The organism is Pseudomonas sp. ME-P-057, from assembly GCF_030208975.1.
GTDB lineage: Bacteria > Pseudomonadota > Gammaproteobacteria > Pseudomonadales > Pseudomonadaceae > Aquipseudomonas > Aquipseudomonas lutea.
The window spans coordinates 137,018-155,575 of sequence record NZ_JARVSX010000018.1; the positions used below are offsets into that span (position 1 = coordinate 137,018).

Sequence of the window (18,558 nt, forward strand, 5' to 3'; positions counted from 1 at the left end):
CGACTGGGTCTGTAGGAGCCGGCTTGCTGGCGAACCCATTGTGTCAGGCGACATCCCCGTTTCAGGCTAATCGCGTTCGCCAGCAAGCCGGCTCCTACGAAATTTATGTACGACACCGAGCCGTGCAATGACCCTGGTTCAGCCTGCAACCGCATTAAACCGCGCCCATAAAAAAGCCCCCGGCCTCTTCAGCCGGGGGCTTTGCATTCAGCCAGCATCAAGCGTTGTGAATACGCTCAACCGCCGCCGCCACGCCAATCCCGTATTCAGGATCAGCCATCGAGCAGTGCTCGATGTGCAGCTGGATGATCGGCGCTGACACACCACGCAGAGAGCGGGCGGTGTTGTCGAACAGCGACTGCTTTTCACGCGCGTTCATCAAACGGAACAGATTGCCCGGCTGCGAATAGTAATCGCCGTCAACCCGGTGGTTCCAGTGACCTGCCGCACCTTCAATGGACAGTGGCGGCTCTCTGAAGTCCGGTTGCTCCTGAAACGCACCCTTGGTGTTCGGTTCGTAGGACGTCATGCCGCCGCGGTTACCGTCGATGCGCATCAGCCCGTCCCGATGGTAGCTGTTCACGTGCAGCGCAGCGCGTGGCGAGTTCACCGGAATCTGATGATGGTTGACGCTCAGGCGATAGCGCTGGGCATCGCCGTAGGAAAACAGACGCCCCTGAAGCATCTTGTCGGGCGAGAAACTGATGCCGGGTACCACGTTGGACGGGGCAAATGCTGCCTGCTCGACGTCGGCGAAGTTGTTCTCCGGGTTGCGGTTCAGTTCCACAACGCCGACTTCGATCAGCGGGTAGTCGCCTTTTGGCCAGACCTTGGTCAGGTCGAACGGGTTGATGGGGTACGAGCCCGCTTCTTTCTCCGGCATGATTTGCACGAACAGCTTCCAGCGTGGGAAGTTGCCCTGCTCGATGTTTTCGTACAGATCGCGGTGATGCGACTCACGATCACGACCCACCAGATCCTGCGCTTCCGCGTCGGTCAGGTTGGCGATGCCCTGCTGCGAAACGAAGTGGAACTTGACCCAGAAACGCTCGTGCTGCGCATTCAGGAAGCTGTAGGTATGGCTGCCGAACCCGTGCATCTCACGGTAGCTACGCGGGATGCCACGCTCGCTCATGACAACGGTTACCTGGTGCAGCGCTTCAGGCAACTGGGTCCAGAAGTCCCAATTGTTTTCAGCGCTGCGCATACCGGTGCGCGGATCGCGTTTGACCGCGTGATTCAGGTCGGGAAACTTCAGCGGGTCGCGCAAGAAAAATACCGGCGTGTTGTTGCCGACCATGTCCCAGTTGCCTTCCTCGGTGTAAAACTTGAGCGCGAAACCGCGAATGTCACGTTCGGCGTCGGCAGCGCCGCGCTCACCGGCAACGGTGGAGAACCGGGCAAACATTTCAGTGGTTTTGCCAATCTCGGAGAAGAGCTTGGCGCGGGTATAACGGGTGATGTCGTGGGTAACCGTGAAGGTGCCAAATGCGCCAGAACCTTTGGCGTGCATGCGACGCTCCGGGATGACCTCACGATCGAAATGCGCAAGCTTTTCGAGGAACCAGACGTCTTGCAGCAGCGCGGGGCCATGCGGGCCGGCTGTCTGGATGTTCTGGTTATCGACTACAGGGGCGCCGAAAGCGGTCGTCAGTTTGTTGCTCATGCGTGCTACTCCACAAAGTTCTGTCTCGGGCGACCTTGATGAGGCCGACCGTTGGCTGTCCGATGGGGAGAAAGATAGAGATATCAGCGCGCTTAAGCTCATTGTCACTGCGCACTGAGGGAATAGAGGTTTTCAATCGACTAGCGATTGATCGATAGCCCGCACCCATGATGGGCGGTGAGCCCACCGAAACGGGTGCCGCCATCAAACCGCGACGGGCGCCTTGATACTTGGATCAGCGTCGTAGCCTACGATTTCGAAATCTTCGAAACGGTAATCGTAGATGCTGTCCGGGCGGCGCTTGATGTTCAACTGCGGGAGCTGTCTTGGGGTACGCGTCAGCTGCGTGGCGATCTGTTCTTCGTGATTGGAGTACGCGTGGGTGTCACCCAGGCTGACGATGATCTCGTGGGGGATCAGATCGCACTGCTGCGCCAGCATGTGGGTCAGCAACGCCAGTGCGGCGATGTTGTACGGCAAGCCGAGGAACACGTCAGAGCTGCGAATATACAGCTGCATCGACAGCTTACCGTCCGCGACAAACGCCTGATACAGCAGATGACACACCGCGAGCGCCTGGCGCCCGGCCTTGACGTTCTCCTGCGGGGACAGCTTCTCGTCCGGCAGGTATTCGGTATTCCAGCCATGGAACAGGATACGGCGACTGTTGGGGTTGTTCTTCAGGCAATCGACCATGTAGTCGATCTGGTTGATCTTGCCGCCATCCTTGGTGGGCCAGCCTGTCCATTGGGCACCATATACCGGGCCCAGGTCGCCGTCTTCGGTGGCCCACTCGTCCCAGATGGTCACGCCGTTTTCGTTGAGCCATTTGGTATTGGTGTTGCCGCTGAGCATCCAGATCAGCTCGTTGGCGATGCTCTTGAAGTGCAGCTTTTTGGTAGTCAGCAGCGGGAAGCCGTTGGCCAGGTTATGGCGGATCTGACGACCAAACACCGCCGTGGTACCGGTGCCGGTACGGTCGCCCTTGCGGGTGCCGTTGTCGATCACGTCCTGTAACAGCTCAAGGTATTGCTTCATGACCAAAGGTCCTCTGTTTCGGTGAATCCACCGGACCTCGGGGCCCGGCGTTCAGCATGGGTGGCGTCAAGCTGCAGCGTTGTTGGCAGCGGGCGCGCGGTGATAAGCGAGCCAGATCAGCACCAGACCGCCAATGATCATCGGCAGGCTGAGGATCTGCCCCATGGTGACCCAGCCCCAGGCGAGATAACCAAGCTGCGCGTCCGGCACGCGAACGAACTCCACCACAAAGCGGAAGATGCCGTAGAACAGCGCGAACATGCCGGACACCGCCATGGTCGGACGCGGCTTGCGGGAATAGAAATACAGAATCGCGAACAACGCCACGCCTTCAAGCGCGAACTGATAGAGCTGTGACGGGTGGCGCGCCAACTGCGCGGGATCGCTGTAAGGCGGGAACACCATGGCCCAGGGCAGATCAGTGGGTTTGCCCCAAAGCTCGGCGTTGATGAAATTGCCGATACGCCCGGCGCCCAGACCAATCGGCACCAGCGGCGCGATAAAGTCCATGAGCTGGAAGAACGACTTGCCGTTGCGTTTGCCGAACCAGTACGTCGCGATCATCACGCCAATAAAGCCGCCGTGGAACGCCATCCCGCCCTTCCACACCTCAAAGATGAGCAGCGGATTGGCGATGTAGTTGGGCAGGTCGTAAAACAACACGTAACCGAGTCGCCCGCCGACGATAACGCCCATGGCCACCCAAAAGATCATGTCCGAGAGCTTTTCCTTGGTCCAGGTCGGATCAAAGCGGTTCAAGCGACGGGAGGCCAGGTACCAGGCACTGCCGATACCGACCAGATACATCAGGCCGTACCAATGAATTTGCAGCGGACCGATGGCCACGGCTACCGGGTCAATCTGCGGGTAAGGCAGCATTGCGACTCCTTGAAATAGAAGCGCTCATTGAGCGACGAAGCAGAACTATGCGGCGGCGGTGCAGGCCGTGCCACCCAATAATCATGAAATCTTTGCAGCGGCGACCTCGATGGGGACGCTGCACGCCGGTGATGTCACCACAGCTTCTCACCGGGCATCCCAAAAAAGCAGTGCGGCATGTTACCGGACCGCGCCGATCCGCTCTAGCGGCGCGCGATGGATGTCGGCCGGCAGGGTGGGTAAAGTGGCGCAAAAAGGAGCCATCCATGTGCCTTATCGTGTTTGCCTGGCGGCCATCGCAGGCTCAACCTTTTATTCTGGCGGCCAATCGCGACGAGTTTTACGCGCGCCCGACGCTGCCATTGGCGCAGTGGGAAGATGCGCCAGAGGTGTACGCAGGGCGGGATCTGGAAGCGGGCGGGACCTGGCTGGGCATCAACGCCAACGGACGTTTCGCCGCGCTGACCAATATTCGTGAGCCCGGCAAGCCGCGTGGTCGGCGCTCACGGGGGGAACTGGTTGCTCGTTTTTTAACCAGTGATGTGTCTGTCGAGGCGTATTTGCAGGATGTCGCGGGGCAATCATCGGAGTACAGCGGATTCAACCTGATCGTAGGGGATCATGAGCAACTGCATTTCCTCCACTCAGGCGACCCCGAACCTCGCCGCCTGGCGCCGGGGCTGTACGGCGTTTCCAACGCAGGGCTGGATACGCCATGGCCGAAGTTGGTCAAGGCCAAAGCGGCACTGTCCGCGCAGTTACAAGATCCACGGCCGGAAAGGTTGTTCGATCTGCTTGAAGACGGCGCTCCAGCGCCAGAAGCCGAACTGCCCAGCACGGGTGTGGGTATTGCGACGGAGAAGTTGTTGTCGAGCGTATTTATCGCCAGCCCCAATTACGGCACACGGGCAAGTACGGTATTGGTGGCAAATGCCGACGGCAGCCGACGCCTGGTCGAGCGCAGCTTCGGGCCGTGTGGCGGGAGGTTGGGCGAGGTGGATCTAGAGATTTAACCGATACTGTAAAAGTACTCACTGTAGGAGCCGGCTTGCTGGCGATCTGGGTGTGTCAGGCACTGTAAAGGCGGCTGATTCACCGCGTTCGCCAGCAAGGCGGCTCCTACGGCCAGCGGCCAACCAACCTTTAATGCCCCTTCACGGACCCCGGGTTGATCATCCGCGACAGCCCCAGATTCCTCAGCGCCAGTTGCAACGAACTGCTGATGACTTGCGGGTTGTCGTTTTTCATCAACTGGGCCAAGAGATCCTTGGCCATGCTCAGGTTGATCTGACGCAGCATCCATTTCACTTTCGGCAAATTGGTGGCGTTCATTGACAGACTGTCGAAGCCCATCGCCATAAGGAGCACGGCTGCCGCTGGATCACCGGCCATTTCACCGCAGATGCTCACTGGCTTGCCTTCGGCGTGGGCGTCGCGCACCACGCTCTGCAACGCCTGCAGCACCGCTGGATGCAGGTAATCGTACAGGTCGGCCACCCGCGGGTTGTTTCGGTCGACCGCCAGCAGATACTGAGTCAGGTCATTGGAACCGACCGACAGGAAATCCACCTGACGCGCCAGCTCACGGGTCTGGTAGACCGCTGCGGGCACTTCGATCATCACCCCAACCGGCGGCATCGGCACATCGGTGCCTTCGTCGCGCACTTCGCCCCACGCGCGGTGGATAAGGTGCAGCGCCTCTTCGGTTTCATGGGTACCGGAAATCATCGGCAGCAGAATGCGCAGGTTGTTGAGGCCTTCGCTGGCCTTGAGCATTGCGCGAGTCTGCACCAGGAAGATTTCCGGGTGATCCAGCGTCACGCGGATGCCGCGCCAGCCCAGGAATGGGTTTTCTTCCTTGATCGGAAAGTACGACAGCGATTTGTCGCCACCGATGTCCAGGGTTCGCATTGTCACGGGCAGCGGGTGGAAGGCCGCCAGTTGCTCGCGATAGATCGCCAGCTGTTCTTTTTCACTGGGAAAGCGCTGTTGGATCATGAACGGCACTTCGGTGCGATACAGCCCGACCCCTTCCGCGCCGCGCTGCTGCGCACGTGCCACGTCAGCCAGCAGGCCGGTGTTGACCCACAACGGCATGCGATGACCGTCAAGTGTCACGCACGGTAACTCGCGCAGCGCATCAAGGCCTTGAGAGAGCTGCCGCTCTTCTTCAACGACGACCGAATACTGCTTTTTGAGAATCTCGGAGGGGTTGGTGAAGACCTCACCATGGTAGCCGTCGACGATCAGCTCGATGCCGTCGACTTTAGAATACGGCAGATCCACCACACCCATGACGGTGGGGATGCCCATGGCACGGGCAAGAATGGCAACGTGGGAGTTGCCCGAGCCGAGTACCGAGATCAAACCCACCAGCTTGCCTTCAGGCACTTCGCCGAGCATGGCAGGCGACAGCTCTTCGCTGACCAAAATGGTGTTGTCGGGGTAAACCAGGGTTTGCTGCCGCGCTTCCTGAAGATAGGCGAGCAGGCGGCGACCGAGGTCTTTCACGTCCGATGCACGTTCACGCAGGTAGGCGTCGTCCATCAGCTCGAAGCGTTTGACGTGTTCGTTGACTACAGATCGCAAGGCGCCCTGTGCCCACTGGCCAGTCTTGATGACATTGGTCACTTCGCTGCCGAGCGAAGCATCGTCGAGCATCATCAGGTACACATCGAACAGCGCTCGCTCTTCCGGGCGCAACTGTGTGGCCAACTTCGCCGAAAGGGTCCGCATATCATTGCGAACGCCTTCCAGCGCGGTCTGGAATAGCTTTAGCTCGGCGGTAATATCGGTGACGGTCTTGTCCGGCACCACTTCAAGGTCGGCAGGCGGCAGCATGACCAGTGCGGTACCGACCGCAGCACCCGGCGAGCCCGGGACGCCGACAAATCGGGCTTCCTGAATCCCCTTGCCCTGCCGACCCAGCCCGCGAATCGACCCGGTGGCCTCCGCGTGGGCAATAACGCCGGCGAGCTGCGCGCTCATCGTGACCAGAAAGGCTTCTTCTCCCTCGTCGAACTGACGCCGCTCCTTCTGCTGGATGACCAGCACCCCGACAACCCGCCGGTGGTGGATAATCGGCGCGCCCAGGAAGGAGGCGTAGCGCTCTTCGCCGGTCTCCGCAAAATAGCGATAACGGGGGTGATCGGCGGCATTTTCGAGGTTCAGCGGTTCTTCGCGCGTACCGACCAGACCCACAAGGCCCTCGTTCGGGGCCATGCTCACCTTGCCGATCGAGCGCTTGTTCAAGCCTTCGGTGGCCATCAGCACAAAGCGGTTCAATTCGGGGTCGAGCAGGTAGACCGAGCAGACCTGGCTGCTCATCGCCTCTTTGACGCGTAACACAATAATGCCCAACGCCGCCTTTAGATCCTTGGCGGAGTTAACTTCCTGGACGATCTTGCGCAGCGTATTGAGCATGGCTCGGGGTCGAACTCCGTGTCAGTCGCGCGCCAACAGGCGCGGGGCAAGCTCTTTGAGTGCGCGGCGATATACCTCGCGCTTGAATGTCACCACCTGGCCCAACGGATACCAATAACTGACCCAACGCCAGCCATCGAACTCCGGTTTGCCGGTCAAATCCATCCGCACCCGCTGCTCGTCGGAGATCAGGCGCAGGAGAAACCATTTTTGCTTCTGGCCGATGCACAGCGGCTGACTGTGGGTACGGACCAGTCGTTGCGGCAGACGATAGCGCAACCAACCACGGGTGCAGGCAAGAATTTCAACATCATGCCGTTCCAGCCCGACTTCTTCATTCAATTCACGGTAAAGCGCGTCTTCCGGCGTCTCCTGAGGGTTGATACCCCCCTGCGGAAACTGCCAGGCGTCTTGATTGATGCGCCGAGCCCACAAGACCTGGCCAACATCATTTGTCAGAATTATCCCGACATTAGGGCGAAAACCATCGGGGTCGATCACGGCCACAACCTCGCAAACGCATGTCGTCGCATTGTTCCACAAAGATCGTGAAGGCAGCAACGAGGCTGCGACAGCTTATCGTGACAAGCGCATTAATAGATGCGATCTCTTGGGCAAACCTCGTATTCTTGTGCTCTTTTTTCTGATATTTCAGCGAGTAAAGCTCATGCGTCTGGCCCTGTTCGACCTCGACAACACCCTTCTCGGCGGCGACAGCGACCACGCCTGGGGCGATTACCTGTGTGAGCGCGGCATTCTGGATGGCGCGGCCTACAAGGCACGCAACGATGCCTTTTATCAGGATTATCTGGCCGGCACGCTGAACCTGACCGACTACCTGAATTTCAGTCTGGAGATTCTGGGCCGTACCGATATGGCGCAGCTTGACCAATGGCATCAGGCATTCATGCGTGACTGCATCGAGCCATTGGTCCTGCCCAAGGCCATGGCGCTTATCGCCAAACACCGCGATGCCGGCGACAAGCTGGTAGTGATTACGGCCACCAACCGCTTTGTGACCGCGCCTATCGTTGCACGGTTGGGAATCGACACGCTGCTGGCAACCGAGTGCGAGGTGGTCGATGGCCGCTACACCGGTCGGACCACCGACGTGCCGTGCTTCCGCGAGGGCAAAGTGACACGCCTGAACCGCTGGATCGAAGAGAACGGCTTCAACCTGGACGACAGCTGGTTCTACAGTGATTCGATGAATGATTTGCCACTGCTGGAGCAAGTGGCTAATCCGGTCGCGGTTGATCCTGATGAAAAGCTGCGCGCCGAGGCCACCCGCCGCGGCTGGCCGGTGATTTCACTGCGGGACTGAAGAGCTTCGCGGGTAAGCGCGCTCCTGCAAGAGACCGCAGCGGGACGCAGGAGCGCGCTTACCCGCGAAACATCTACTTGGCGCGGAGTTAAGGGGCGAGGCGCCCTACACCGGCTTGGCGCCCATCAGTCCGGCAATCGTAACGAAACAGACGACGCTGAACACCGCCAGGGCCAGCGTAAACCGGGTGTTGCCGACAATGGCGGGTCGCCGCAGGCGATTGACCCGCACGGCCAGCCACGCCCAGCTCAATGCGCCGAATAGATACAACACGCTCGCCGCCAGCAGCCAGGTTTGCCCCAATGGCCAGCCTGCGAAGTGGACCAGCCACCAACCGCTAATTGGCAGGCTCAGCAAACACAAACCCATTAAAAGCCAGACAAACACCCAAGGCCGCTGCATGGCACGGTTTTGCACCGTCGCATCGCCCGCACGACGCCCGCGCACGATCCACACCGTCAATGCCAGCGCGCAGATGAACAACAGCGCCGTACTGACGACGTGCAGGATTTTCAGTGCAGCAAAGTGTTCCATTGTGTTCGTATCCCTGTATCTAGCGGTGTTTGAAGCGTAGCAACACATCGTCGGTTGCGGCCGTGCGCACCGGTTGAAGGGAATGCAACCGTAGCCGGCGTGCCGGCGAATGCGCGGGGCCCAACAACCTCAACGGTGAATTGTGAATTGTGAATCGCATTCGCCAGCAAGCCGGCTCCTACGGACGTCATTTCCCACCGATACGTCATTCGCCGCAGATCCCGTTTACGCGCGCGTACCCCGTCGATACGTCATCCGCCGCAGATCCCGTGTACACGCGTGCGCCCCGTCGATACGTCGTTCGCTGCAGACCCCGTGTAGGAGCGCGCTTGCCCGCGATGCGGTGTGTCAGACAACGATGATGCCGCTGGAAGAATGCATTCGCCAGCAAGCCGGCTCCTACGGATCGCCTACCCCTGCCAATATGTCATTCGCCGCAGATCCCGTTTACGCGCGTGTACCGCGTCGATACGTCATCCGCCGCAGATCCCGTTTACACGCGTACCGCCGCCGATACGTCGTTCGCCGCAGATCCCGGCGTACGCATGCGTACCCCACCGATACATCATCTGCCGCAGATCCCCTGTAGGAGCGCGCTTGCCCGCGAATGCGTTGGGTCAGGCGATGCTAATGGTGCGGGCAAATTGTATTGGCCAGCCATCACCCCAAAAACAGCTTGTACGCAGGGTTCCTGGTTTCGTCCCAGTACGGATAGCCAATCTCGGCCAGCGCCTGCGGCACCAGATGCCGTTCGTCCTCCGGCACCACCAGGCCCGCGACCACTCGTCCATCCGCCGAGCCATGGTTGCGGTAGTGGAACATCGAGATATTCCACCGACCGCCCAGCTTGTTGAGAAAGTTGAACAGCGCGCCCGGCCGTTCGGGGAATTCAAAACGCATCACCACCTCGTCGTTCACTCGCTCCGAATGGCCACCCACCATGTGGCGCAAGTGGAGCTTGGCCAGTTCGTTGTCGGTGAGGTCGAGCACCGGAAAGCCCTGCTCGGTGAGGCTTGCGATCAAGGCCTTGCGCGGGTCGGTGTCGGGATGAGTCTGCACGCCGACAAAGATGTGCGCTTCGCGATCGGTGTGGTAGCGATAGTTGAATTCGGTGATCTGCCGCTTGCCGATGGCTTCGCAGAACGCCTTGAAGCTGCCCGGCTGTTCGGGAATGGTCACGGCAATGATGGCTTCGCGGCCTTCGCCCAGCTCGGCGCGCTCTGCCACATGACGCAAACGGTCGAAATTGACGTTGGCGCCGGAGTCGATGGCGACAAACGTCTGCCCGGAGACTTCATACTGTTCGGTGTACTTCTTGATCCCGGCCACGCCCAGGGCGCCGGAGGGTTCGGTGATTGAGCGGGTATCGTCGTAGATGTCCTTGATCGCCGCGCAAATCTCGTCGGTGCTGACGGTGATCACCTCATCGACGTAGTCCTTGCAGATCTCGAAGGTGTAATGGCCGATCTGCGCCACGGCCACCCCATCGGCAAACAGCCCGACCTGCTGCAAGACCACCCGCTCGCCGTAGGCCATCGCCTGCTGCAGGCAGTTGGAATCGTCCGGCTCCACGCCGATCACCTTGATCTCCGGGCGCAGGTATTTCACGTACGCCGCAATGCCGGCGATCAACCCGCCGCCACCCACCGGGACGAATATGGCGTCCAGCGGGCCCTGATGTTGACGCAGGATCTCCATTGCCACCGTGCCTTGCCCGGCAATGGTGTCGGGGTCGTCGTACGGGTGGACGTAAACGTAGCCGTGTTCCTCGACCAGCTGCAGCGAATGCGCCAGCGCCTCGGGAAATGAGTCGCCGTGCAGTACGACCTTTCCGCCGCGCGAGCGGACGCCTTCGATCTTGATTTCCGGGGTGGTCTTGGGCATCACGATGGTCGCCGACACGCCCAGGGTCTTCGCCGCCAGCGCCAGGCCCTGCGCGTGGTTGCCGGCCGACGCCGTGACCACGCCCCGCGCCAGCTCTTCCGGGCTCAATTGCGCGAGCTTGTTGTACGCGCCGCGGATCTTGAACGAGAACACCGGCTGCAAATCTTCACGCTTGAGCAGCACCTGATTGCCCAAGCGCTCGGACAGCTGTCGGGCGGCGTGCAGCGGGGTTTCCACGGCGACGTCGTAGACACGGGAGTTGAGGATTTTCTTGACGTAGTGTTCGAGCATCGGGGAAAGATCACTGGCGAAGGGGCAAGGCCCGGAAGTCTACCCCTCGACCTCACGTACGACCACACCAAGACTCAGGCTTTGATGAGGGCATGTCGTTATACTGCCGCCCCCAAGCGTTATCGTCATTCCACTGTTGCAGCGCGGCAGGAATGGGCTGAAATCGAACGACCCCCTGCGCGGTCGCCGATTCGTCGCCCCTGCAACGCCCTTTGCGGGCAAGCGCGCTCTTTCAGTTTGTCATTCATAACCGGAGCCCACCTCGCATGACCCAGGATCAACTCAAACAGGCCGTTGCCCAAGCCGCGGTCGATTTCATCCTTCCGAAGCTGGACGACAAAAGCATCGTGGGCGTCGGGACCGGCTCTACCGCCAACTGCTTCATCGACGCACTGGCCCGGCACAAAGGCGCGTTTGACGGCGCAGTCGCCAGCTCTGACGCCACGGCTGCGCGCCTGAAGGGGCACGGCATTCCGGTGTACGAGCTGAATACGGTCAGCGACCTTGAGTTTTATGTCGACGGCGCCGACGAAAGCGACGAACACCTGAACCTGATCAAGGGCGGCGGCGCAGCCCTCACCCGCGAGAAAATCGTCGCTGCTGTCGCCAGAACGTTTATTTGCATCGCCGATGGCAGCAAGCTGGTGTCGGTACTGGGTGCGTTCCCCCTGCCCGTCGAAGTGATCCCGATGGCCCGGAGCCACGTGGCCCGCCAGTTGGTGAAACTGGGTGGCGACCCGGTTTATCGCGAAGGTGTTCTGACCGACAACGGCAACATCATCCTCGATGTGCACAACATGAACATCAGCAACCCGGTCGAGGTGGAAGCGCTGATCAACAACATCGTCGGCGTCGTCACCAACGGCCTGTTCGCTGCGCGCTCGGCAGATTTGCTGCTGCTGGGCACACAGGAAGGCGTGAAAACACTCAAGCGTTGATTGTTGAGGGCCAGGCAAATCCTTCCGGAGATGCCTTGGCCTCAGCGCTTCTTGAACACGTAAAACAGATTCGGCTCGCTGACGACGTACAAGGTGCCGTCGTCGCCCATCGCGATGCCCTCCGCTTGGGGCACGCTTTTGCTCAGGCCCATGCTGCCCTTGGTCAGTGACACGTTGCCGACAGGCTTGCCCTGCGTATCAAGCTCCAGGATTTGCCGAGACTCATCAGACAGCGCCAGCAAGTGCCCGCTGCGCTCGTCGAACTGCAAGCTGGAAAGGTCGCGCACAAACAGCCCCGCGTCCCGCTGCTTGCTGGACGTCACTTCCAGAATGTTCGGTGAATCCGTGCCAGCGTCGGGGAAGCCGCGCACTTCGATGATCTGCACCGGCCGCCGCTCTTTGGCGACGAACAACCGGCGGCCCTGATTATCGTAAGCCAGGCCCTCGAAGCCATTGTTGCCGCCGGCGTCGATACCCAGTGTCAGCTGCTCGGCATCGGCCGCATCAAGGAAAGTGGTGTCGTCATCCAGATGCACCTTAATCAGGCGCTGGCTGTGCTCGTCACTGATAACGTAAATGCCCGGGCTGATGTATTCGACAGCCTCGGCATCACCGAAACCCGTCAACGGAATCCTTCTCAGGATCCGCCCTTCGAGGCTGAGCTCCACCAGTTCCGGGTCTTTGTTGGTGACTGTGAAGAGGGTTTTGCGCTGGGGATCAAAGCTGAGGGCCGAGACGTTGTACTCAAGCCCATCAATGGCGCGCGCCTCGATCACGACTTCATAATCATCAAGGCCCAACGCCTGGGCATCGCTGGATTGCCAGAAAACGTACCAGTTGAACCAGAGGCGCTCGATGACCCGGTATTCGCGTGCCAGAAAAAAAGAGGCCGTGAGGATCAACACCACAGCCAGGGTGAGCACAACGGTCTGAAACGGGGACACACGACGCATGCAAGGGGCTCGACTTCAGTGGGGCGGCTTTAATAGCACCGTATTCTGAAGCCAAACTGAACACTGCGTCGCATCTCGTTTGCATTTTCCGAGCGCACCCAGCGGCCGGCCGGGTTGCCCGGAAGGTCGGGCGTCGGTCACTGACGCTTGAAGGTATAAAAGAGATTCGGCTCGCTGACCATGTAAATGGTGCCGTTCTCGTCCATGGCTACGCCTTCGGCACGCGGAATGGTCTGGCGCAGGCCATTGAATCCGCTCAGCAGCGTCATAAAGCTAACCTCATTTCCATGCCCGTCCAGCTCCAGCAGCATGTGCGACTCGGCGGACAACACCAGCAAGTGGCCCGTCTTCTGGTCGGCAAACAACGAAGACAGGTTACGCACGATGAGGTTGTCGTTGATCAGCTTGCGCTTTTCACCCTTGACCTCACTGCTGCCGTCGGCCTTCCAGCTATACAGCGCAGGGGGGCGTTCTTCGCCAAACAGGAATTGTTGGTCCCGAGGGTCCCAGGCGATGCCTTCAAAGGCCTTGTTCTGATCTTTGGACACACCGAGGTCGTACTTGGGGAAGTCGGCGAGGTTTAGGCTCTTGGTCTCAGGCGTGACCTGGACAATGGTCATCAAGTGCTGGCGCTCGTCAACGATGGCGATCAGCCCCTTGCCCAGCACGGCCACACCCTCGGGGTTGCCCCAGCCTACCAGCGGAATCTTGCGGATGACGTCGCCGGTGAGCGTCAGCTCGGAGAGAAAGGGGTTCTTGCCCATCACCGAATACAAGGTTTTGCTCTCGGAGTCGTAAGACAGATCCGAGGCCTCGTCCTTTTCCATGCCCGCCAACGGCTTGCCATCAATGTCGACCTTGTAATCCGGCAGCCAGATGCCCGCCGCGCGCTCAGCCGAGGTGACGTTATGCTCGCGCAGCCACAACAGACCGCGATCATCCCAGTGCCAGGCGAAGGAAAGGCCCGCGAGGATCACCAAGGCGGCGACAAGCAGCCACCACCAACGGAAACGCACACGGCGTTGGCGCTGTGTCATCCGCGGACGTCGCTTTCGAATCGGCTATGACCTGTCAGCTCCAGCACGATTTCATCGCCGATGTTGAAAGGGCCAACACCGGCAGGCGTGCCGGTCATGATGAGGTCGCCGGCTTGCAGGGAGAACTGCGAGGCCATGTGCTGGATCATCGGCACAATCGGGTTGAGCATTTGGCTGCTGTTGCCATCCTGACGGACTTCACCGTTGATGGTCAGGCGGATCGCGATGTCGGTCAGGTCGGGATAGGTATCGGCCGACACAAAGGGTGCGATTACTGCTGCGCCGTCAAACGACTTGGCGATTTCCCACGGCAGGCCTTTTTCTTTCAGCTTCGACTGCACGTCGCGCAGCGTGAGATCCAGGCCAGGAGCGAACCCGGAAATGGCATCGAGCACTTCCTCACGGCTCGGATTCTTGCTCAGCGGCTTGCCGATCAGCACCACGATCTCGGCTTCGTAATGCACCGAGCCACGGTCCTGCGGGATGCTGAAACCGCCTTCGATCCCGACCACGCAGCTACCCGGCTTGATGAACAGCAACGGCTCGGTCGGCACCGGGTTATCCAGTTCCTTGGCGTGCTCGGCGTAATTGCGGCCGATGCAGACCACTTTACCGAGCGGAAAATGAACCTTGGTGCCGTCGACGTATTTGTGCTGGTAGCTCATGAGCGCTCCTGAAAAGCTTGTTGTAATGGGAAACCGCTTACAGCGCGAAGATTTTACCGGGGTTCATGATGCCGTTCGGGTCAAACACCGCCTTGACGGCCTTCATGTATTCGATTTCAACCGGCGAGCGGCTGTAGTGCAGATAGTCACGTTTGGTCATGCCAACGCCGTGCTCGGCCGAAATCGAGCCGTTGTACTTTTGCACGATCTCGAACACCCACTTGTTCACCGTGGCGCACTTGGCAAAGAATTCGTCCTTGCTCAGGTTTTCCGGCTTGAGGATGTTCAGGTGCAGATTGCCGTCGCCAATGTGCCCGAACCAGACGATTTCAAAATCTGGGTAATGCTGGCCGACGATCGCATCCACTTCGGCGAGGAACGCCGGGACCTTTGAAACGGTGACCGAGATGTCGTTCTTGTACGGCGTGAAGTGGGAGATGGTTTCAGAAATGTATTCGCGCAGCTTCCACAGATTGTGCAGTTGCTGTTCGCTCTGGCTCATCACGCCGTCAAGCACCCAGCCCTGCTCGACGCAGTGCTCGAAGGTTTCCAACGCGTGGTTGGCCACCTCTTCAGTGGTCGCTTCAAACTCCAGCAGCGCGTAGAACGGGCATTCGGTTTCAAACGGCGACGGCACATCGCCGCGCGCCATGACCTTGGCCAATGCCTTGTCCGAGAAGAACTCGAACGCGGTCAGGTCCAGCTTGCTTTGAAACGCGTGCAGCACCGGCATGATGGCGTTGAAATCGGTGGTCCCGAGAACCATCGCGGTGAGGTTTTTCGGGGCGCGGTCCAGGCGCATGGTCGCCTCGACCACGAAACCGAGCGTGCCTTCGGCGCCGATGAACAGCTGCCGCATGTCGTAGCCGGTGGCGTTTTTGATGAGGTCTTTGTTCAGTTCGAGCAGGTCGCCCTTGCCCGTGACAACCTTGAGGCCCGCCACCCAGTTACGCGTCATGCCGTAGCGAATCACTTTGATCCCGCCGGCGTTGGTGCCGATGTTGCCACCGATGTTGCTGGAGCCGGACGAGGCGAAATCGACCGGGTAATACAGGCCGTTTTCTTCCGCGAGATTTTGCAATTGCTTGGTGACCACCCCTGGCTGGCAGATGGCGGTGCGATCGGTCAGGTTGAGTTCGAGCACCTGGTTCATGTAATCGAACGAAACGACCACCTCGCCATTGGCGGCAACGGCGGCGGCCGACAACCCGGTACGGCCACCCGAAGGGACCAGCGCAACCTTATGTTCGTTGGCCCAACGGACGATGGCCTGAACCTGCTCGGTGGTCTTGGGGAACACGATGGCGGTGGGCGCCGGGGCGAAATGTTTGGTCCAGTCCTTGCCGTAGGTTTCGAGGGAATCGGCGTCGGTAAGCACCTTGCCAGGCTCAACCAGGGTCTTCAGCTCATCTATCAGCGCAGGATGGGTCATCAACAGAACTCTCGAACAATTCATGGTCATCCTGAGAACGGCTCACGTCCAGGAATGGGGTGTTTCGCGGGGTGCATATGCTAGCATACGCCCCCCGCCAAACGAGCTTTCGGCCGATTTGCGGGCGCTTCACTTACTGCCATTTCTCTCCGGGACACAGGTTTACGCAGATGAGCAAGACTTCCCTCGACAAGAGCAAGATCAAGTTCCTTCTTCTCGAAGGCGTCCACCAGTCCGCGGTCGACGTCCTCAAGTCCGCCGGCTACACCAGCATCGAGTACCACACCAAGTCTCTGCCGGAAGCCGAACTGAAGGAAAAGATTGCCGACGCTCATTTCATCGGTATTCGTTCCCGCACCCAACTGACTGAAGAGCTGTTCGATTGCGCCAAGAAACTGGTCGCGGTGGGCTGCTTCTGCATCGGTACCAATCAGGTTGACCTCAACGCAGCCCGCGAACGCGGTATCGCCGTGTTCAATGCCCCCTACTCCAACACCCGTTCGGTGGCGGAGCTGGTGCTGGCCGAGGCCATCCTGCTGCTGCGCGGTATCCCGGAGAAAAACGCTTCCTGCCACCGTGGTGGCTGGATCAAAAGCGCGGCCAACTCTTTTGAAATTCGTGGCAAGAAGCTCGGCATCATCGGCTACGGCTCGATCGGCACGCAGCTGTCGGTCCTGGCTGAAGGCCTGGGCATGCAGGTTTATTTCTACGACACCCTGACCAAGCTGCCGCTGGGTAACGCTACGCAGGTGTCCAGCCTGAACGAGCTGCTGGGCATGTCCGACATCGTCACCCTGCACGTTCCGGAAACCAGCGAAACGCAGTGGATGATCGGCGAGAAAGAAATCCGCGCCATGAAGAAGGGCGCCATCCTGATCAACGCGGCACGCGGCACGGTGGTCGAGCTCGACGCCCTGGCTGACGCGATCAAGGATCAGCACCTGATCGGCGCGGCCATCGACGTGTTCCCGGTTGAGCCACGCTCCAACGATGACGTATTCGAAAGCCCGCTGCGCGGCCTGGACAACGTCATCCTGACCCCGCACATCGGTGGCTCGACGGCCGAAGCGCAAGCCAACATCGGTCTGGAAGTGGCAGAGAAGCTGGTCAAATACAGCGACAACGGTACGTCGGTTTCCTCGGTCAACTTCCCCGAAGTGGCCCTGCCGGCTCACCCGGGCAAGCACCGTCTGCTGCACATCCACGAGAACATCCCGGGCGTGCTGATGGAGATCAACAAGGTCTTCGCCGAAAACGGTATCAACATCTCCGGCCAGTTCCTGCAAACCAACGAGAAAGTCGGTTATGTGGTGATTGACGTCGACGCCGAGTATTCCGATCTGGCGCAAGAGAAGCTGCAGCACATCAAAGGCACCATCCGCAGCCGCGTTCTGTTCTAAACGCGGGCGTTCGATGTGCAAAAGGAGACCTTCGGGTCTCCTTTTTTTGTGCCTCAAGCAGGCGTGTGCTGATGCCTGTGAACCGGTTTATCCAGTCACCATCAATGCACTTGAAGCGACGCCTTCGCCAGCAAGCCGGCTCCTACAGATTGAGTTGAGCCATACGAATGAAGATACCGGCCCACGCCAGCCATCGCGCGGGGGATCGAACAAACCGACGTTAGCCACACGATGGAAAATTGGACGGATCCACGCTTGCCGCACGATGGAGAATTGGACCAATCCACGCCTGCCGCGCGATGGAGAATTGGACCAATCCACGCTTGCCGCACGATGGAGAATTGGACGGATTCACGCCTGCTTACGGCGATCAAAATTGTAGGAGCGCGCTTGCCCGCGAAGGCGTTTCGTCAGTTATGGGTATACCGCTGACCCACCGCATTCGCGGGCAAGCGCGCTCCTACAACGGAATGCGCCATACACTCTGCGCGCCGTACCCGACCTGTAGGAGCCGGCTTGCTGGCGAAGGCGTCAAGTCAGACACATCCATGGTGGATGAATAAAACGTTTCGCCAGCAAGCCGGCTCCTTCAGGTCCCAAGCGAGCCGTCGGCACTTGGCAACGCAAGCCGTGACTCTGGAGCGCTGAGCGCCCTACTTCACCGTGACGGTGATCTTCTGTGACTCGACCGGCGGATTCAGCGGTACGTGATTCTTGTCGCCCACCAGCAACTGGAGCGTGTGCTGCCCTGGCGTCAGGTTCAGCTCGGTTTCGGTTTGGCCTTTGCCGAAATGGCGGATGTTGTCGGTCGTTGGCAGCGGCGCGTTCATGTCGGGCTGATCTTTGACGTCGATCAACAGGTGGTGATGACCGGTATCAGGTACATCGACGCCTGCAGGCGCAACGCCCATGCCTTTGAGGCCAAACTGCACCTTGAAGGCGCCGTTGACGACCGCGCCATCCTTCGGCGAAATGATGTAAACCTCGGCCCCTGCGGGTGATGCCGTGCGTGGCATATCGTCGGCATGAGCCAGCAAGCTTGCTCCAAGGAGCAGTCCGGTCAGGGCGGCTTTAGCAACTAACGTCTTCATGAT

Annotated in this window: 16 protein-coding genes; 4 read left to right on the forward strand and 12 right to left on the reverse strand. The window is 59.7% G+C overall.

What is annotated here, in order from left to right; genetic code table 11:
• Positions 1 to 217: 217 nt before the first annotated feature.
• From QRN48_RS09670 to lgt, 3 genes are all read right to left on the reverse strand, one after another.
• Entirely contained in the window at positions 218 to 1,666 is a 1,449-nt protein-coding gene (locus QRN48_RS09670) for a catalase (RefSeq protein WP_037016158.1), read from the reverse strand.
• 204 nt (positions 1,667 to 1,870) lie between these two features.
• Complete coding sequence (locus QRN48_RS09675) at positions 1,871 to 2,704, reverse strand: thymidylate synthase (RefSeq protein WP_037016160.1); 834 nt, start codon at positions 2,702 to 2,704, stop codon at positions 1,871 to 1,873.
• A gap of 66 nt (positions 2,705 to 2,770) precedes the next feature.
• A complete protein-coding gene (gene lgt / locus QRN48_RS09680; RefSeq protein ID WP_037016162.1) occupies positions 2,771 to 3,583 on the reverse strand; it encodes a prolipoprotein diacylglyceryl transferase in 813 nt (270 codons plus the stop codon).
• 266 nt (positions 3,584 to 3,849) lie between these two features.
• On the opposite strand from lgt, the gene QRN48_RS09685 reads away from it, so the two are divergent.
• Complete coding sequence (locus QRN48_RS09685) at positions 3,850 to 4,596, forward strand: NRDE family protein (protein ID WP_285350271.1); 747 nt, start codon at positions 3,850 to 3,852, stop codon at positions 4,594 to 4,596.
• Between the two features lie 130 nt (positions 4,597 to 4,726).
• Here QRN48_RS09685 and ptsP read toward each other — a convergent pair whose 3' ends face one another.
• Both ptsP and QRN48_RS09695 read right to left on the reverse strand, forming a co-directional pair.
• Complete coding sequence (ptsP, locus tag QRN48_RS09690) at positions 4,727 to 7,006, reverse strand: phosphoenolpyruvate--protein phosphotransferase (RefSeq protein ID WP_037016168.1); 2,280 nt, start codon at positions 7,004 to 7,006, stop codon at positions 4,727 to 4,729.
• A gap of 21 nt (positions 7,007 to 7,027) precedes the next feature.
• Positions 7,028 to 7,507, reverse strand: a complete 480-nt coding sequence (locus tag QRN48_RS09695) for an RNA pyrophosphohydrolase (protein ID WP_037017543.1) — start codon at positions 7,505 to 7,507, stop codon at positions 7,028 to 7,030.
• 166 nt (positions 7,508 to 7,673) lie between these two features.
• Between QRN48_RS09695 and QRN48_RS09700 the strand changes: the two genes are divergently transcribed.
• Entirely contained in the window at positions 7,674 to 8,330 is a 657-nt protein-coding gene (locus QRN48_RS09700) for a histidinol-phosphatase (RefSeq protein WP_285350274.1), read from the forward strand.
• 105 nt (positions 8,331 to 8,435) lie between these two features.
• Here QRN48_RS09700 and QRN48_RS09705 read toward each other — a convergent pair whose 3' ends face one another.
• Both QRN48_RS09705 and ilvA read right to left on the reverse strand, forming a co-directional pair.
• Positions 8,436 to 8,864, reverse strand: coding sequence for a DUF2269 family protein (locus tag QRN48_RS09705; RefSeq protein ID WP_191942631.1), 429 nt, complete (start codon positions 8,862 to 8,864; stop codon positions 8,436 to 8,438).
• A gap of 660 nt (positions 8,865 to 9,524) precedes the next feature.
• Positions 9,525 to 11,039, reverse strand: coding sequence for a threonine ammonia-lyase, biosynthetic (gene ilvA / locus QRN48_RS09710; RefSeq protein ID WP_285350276.1), 1,515 nt, complete (start codon positions 11,037 to 11,039; stop codon positions 9,525 to 9,527).
• A gap of 266 nt (positions 11,040 to 11,305) precedes the next feature.
• Here ilvA and rpiA point away from each other — a divergent pair, with 266 nt between their 5' ends.
• A complete protein-coding gene (gene rpiA / locus QRN48_RS09715; RefSeq protein ID WP_285350278.1) occupies positions 11,306 to 11,977 on the forward strand; it encodes a ribose-5-phosphate isomerase RpiA in 672 nt (223 codons plus the stop codon).
• A gap of 41 nt (positions 11,978 to 12,018) precedes the next feature.
• On the opposite strand, the gene QRN48_RS09720 is transcribed toward rpiA, so the two are convergent.
• From QRN48_RS09720 to QRN48_RS09735, 4 genes are all read right to left on the reverse strand, one after another.
• Positions 12,019 to 12,930: an SdiA-regulated domain-containing protein gene (locus QRN48_RS09720; RefSeq protein ID WP_285350280.1), complete on the reverse strand. Its 912-nt coding sequence runs from the start codon at positions 12,928 to 12,930 to the stop codon at positions 12,019 to 12,021.
• 137 nt (positions 12,931 to 13,067) lie between these two features.
• On the reverse strand, positions 13,068 to 13,967 hold the full coding sequence (locus QRN48_RS09725; RefSeq protein ID WP_285350282.1) for an SdiA-regulated domain-containing protein: 900 nt from the start codon (positions 13,965 to 13,967) through the stop codon (positions 13,068 to 13,070).
• A complete protein-coding gene (locus QRN48_RS09730; protein ID WP_285350283.1) occupies positions 13,964 to 14,632 on the reverse strand; it encodes a fumarylacetoacetate hydrolase family protein in 669 nt (222 codons plus the stop codon). Before QRN48_RS09730 ends, QRN48_RS09725 begins: the two co-directional genes overlap by 4 nt.
• Before the next feature lie 37 nt (positions 14,633 to 14,669).
• Positions 14,670 to 16,064: a D-2-hydroxyglutarate dehydrogenase gene (locus QRN48_RS09735; RefSeq protein WP_285350402.1), complete on the reverse strand. Its 1,395-nt coding sequence runs from the start codon at positions 16,062 to 16,064 to the stop codon at positions 14,670 to 14,672.
• 170 nt (positions 16,065 to 16,234) lie between these two features.
• On the opposite strand from QRN48_RS09735, the gene serA reads away from it, so the two are divergent.
• On the forward strand, positions 16,235 to 17,464 hold the full coding sequence (serA, locus tag QRN48_RS09740; protein ID WP_191944037.1) for a phosphoglycerate dehydrogenase: 1,230 nt from the start codon (positions 16,235 to 16,237) through the stop codon (positions 17,462 to 17,464).
• Between the two features lie 653 nt (positions 17,465 to 18,117).
• Here serA and QRN48_RS09745 read toward each other — a convergent pair.
• Positions 18,118 to 18,555: a DUF4399 domain-containing protein gene (locus QRN48_RS09745; RefSeq protein WP_037016197.1), complete on the reverse strand. Its 438-nt coding sequence runs from the start codon at positions 18,553 to 18,555 to the stop codon at positions 18,118 to 18,120.
• Positions 18,556 to 18,558: the final 3 nt, after the last annotated feature.

Coding starts and splice junctions, on each gene's coding strand:
- QRN48_RS09685 (WP_285350271.1), top strand. CDS start 3,850: ATGTGCCTTATCGTGTTTGCCTGGCGGCCATCGCAGGCTCAACCTTTT.
- ptsP (WP_037016168.1), bottom strand. CDS start 7,006: ATGCTCAATACGCTGCGCAAGATCGTCCAGGAAGTTAACTCCGCCAAG.
- QRN48_RS09705 (WP_191942631.1), bottom strand. CDS start 8,864: ATGGAACACTTTGCTGCACTGAAAATCCTGCACGTCGTCAGTACGGCG.
- QRN48_RS09725 (WP_285350282.1), bottom strand. CDS start 13,967: ATGACACAGCGCCAACGCCGTGTGCGTTTCCGTTGGTGGTGGCTGCTT.
- QRN48_RS09700 (WP_285350274.1), top strand. CDS start 7,674: ATGCGTCTGGCCCTGTTCGACCTCGACAACACCCTTCTCGGCGGCGAC.
- ilvA (WP_285350276.1), bottom strand. CDS start 11,039: ATGCTCGAACACTACGTCAAGAAAATCCTCAACTCCCGTGTCTACGAC.
- QRN48_RS09670 (WP_037016158.1), bottom strand. CDS start 1,666: ATGAGCAACAAACTGACGACCGCTTTCGGCGCCCCTGTAGTCGATAAC.
- QRN48_RS09675 (WP_037016160.1), bottom strand. CDS start 2,704: ATGAAGCAATACCTTGAGCTGTTACAGGACGTGATCGACAACGGCACC.
- QRN48_RS09730 (WP_285350283.1), bottom strand. CDS start 14,632: ATGAGCTACCAGCACAAATACGTCGACGGCACCAAGGTTCATTTTCCG.
- QRN48_RS09720 (WP_285350280.1), bottom strand. CDS start 12,930: ATGCGTCGTGTGTCCCCGTTTCAGACCGTTGTGCTCACCCTGGCTGTG.
- serA (WP_191944037.1), top strand. CDS start 16,235: ATGAGCAAGACTTCCCTCGACAAGAGCAAGATCAAGTTCCTTCTTCTC.
- QRN48_RS09735 (WP_285350402.1), bottom strand. CDS start 16,064: ATGACCCATCCTGCGCTGATAGATGAGCTGAAGACCCTGGTTGAGCCT.
- QRN48_RS09745 (WP_037016197.1), bottom strand. CDS start 18,555: ATGAAGACGTTAGTTGCTAAAGCCGCCCTGACCGGACTGCTCCTTGGA.
- rpiA (WP_285350278.1), top strand. CDS start 11,306: ATGACCCAGGATCAACTCAAACAGGCCGTTGCCCAAGCCGCGGTCGAT.
- lgt (WP_037016162.1), bottom strand. CDS start 3,583: ATGCTGCCTTACCCGCAGATTGACCCGGTAGCCGTGGCCATCGGTCCG.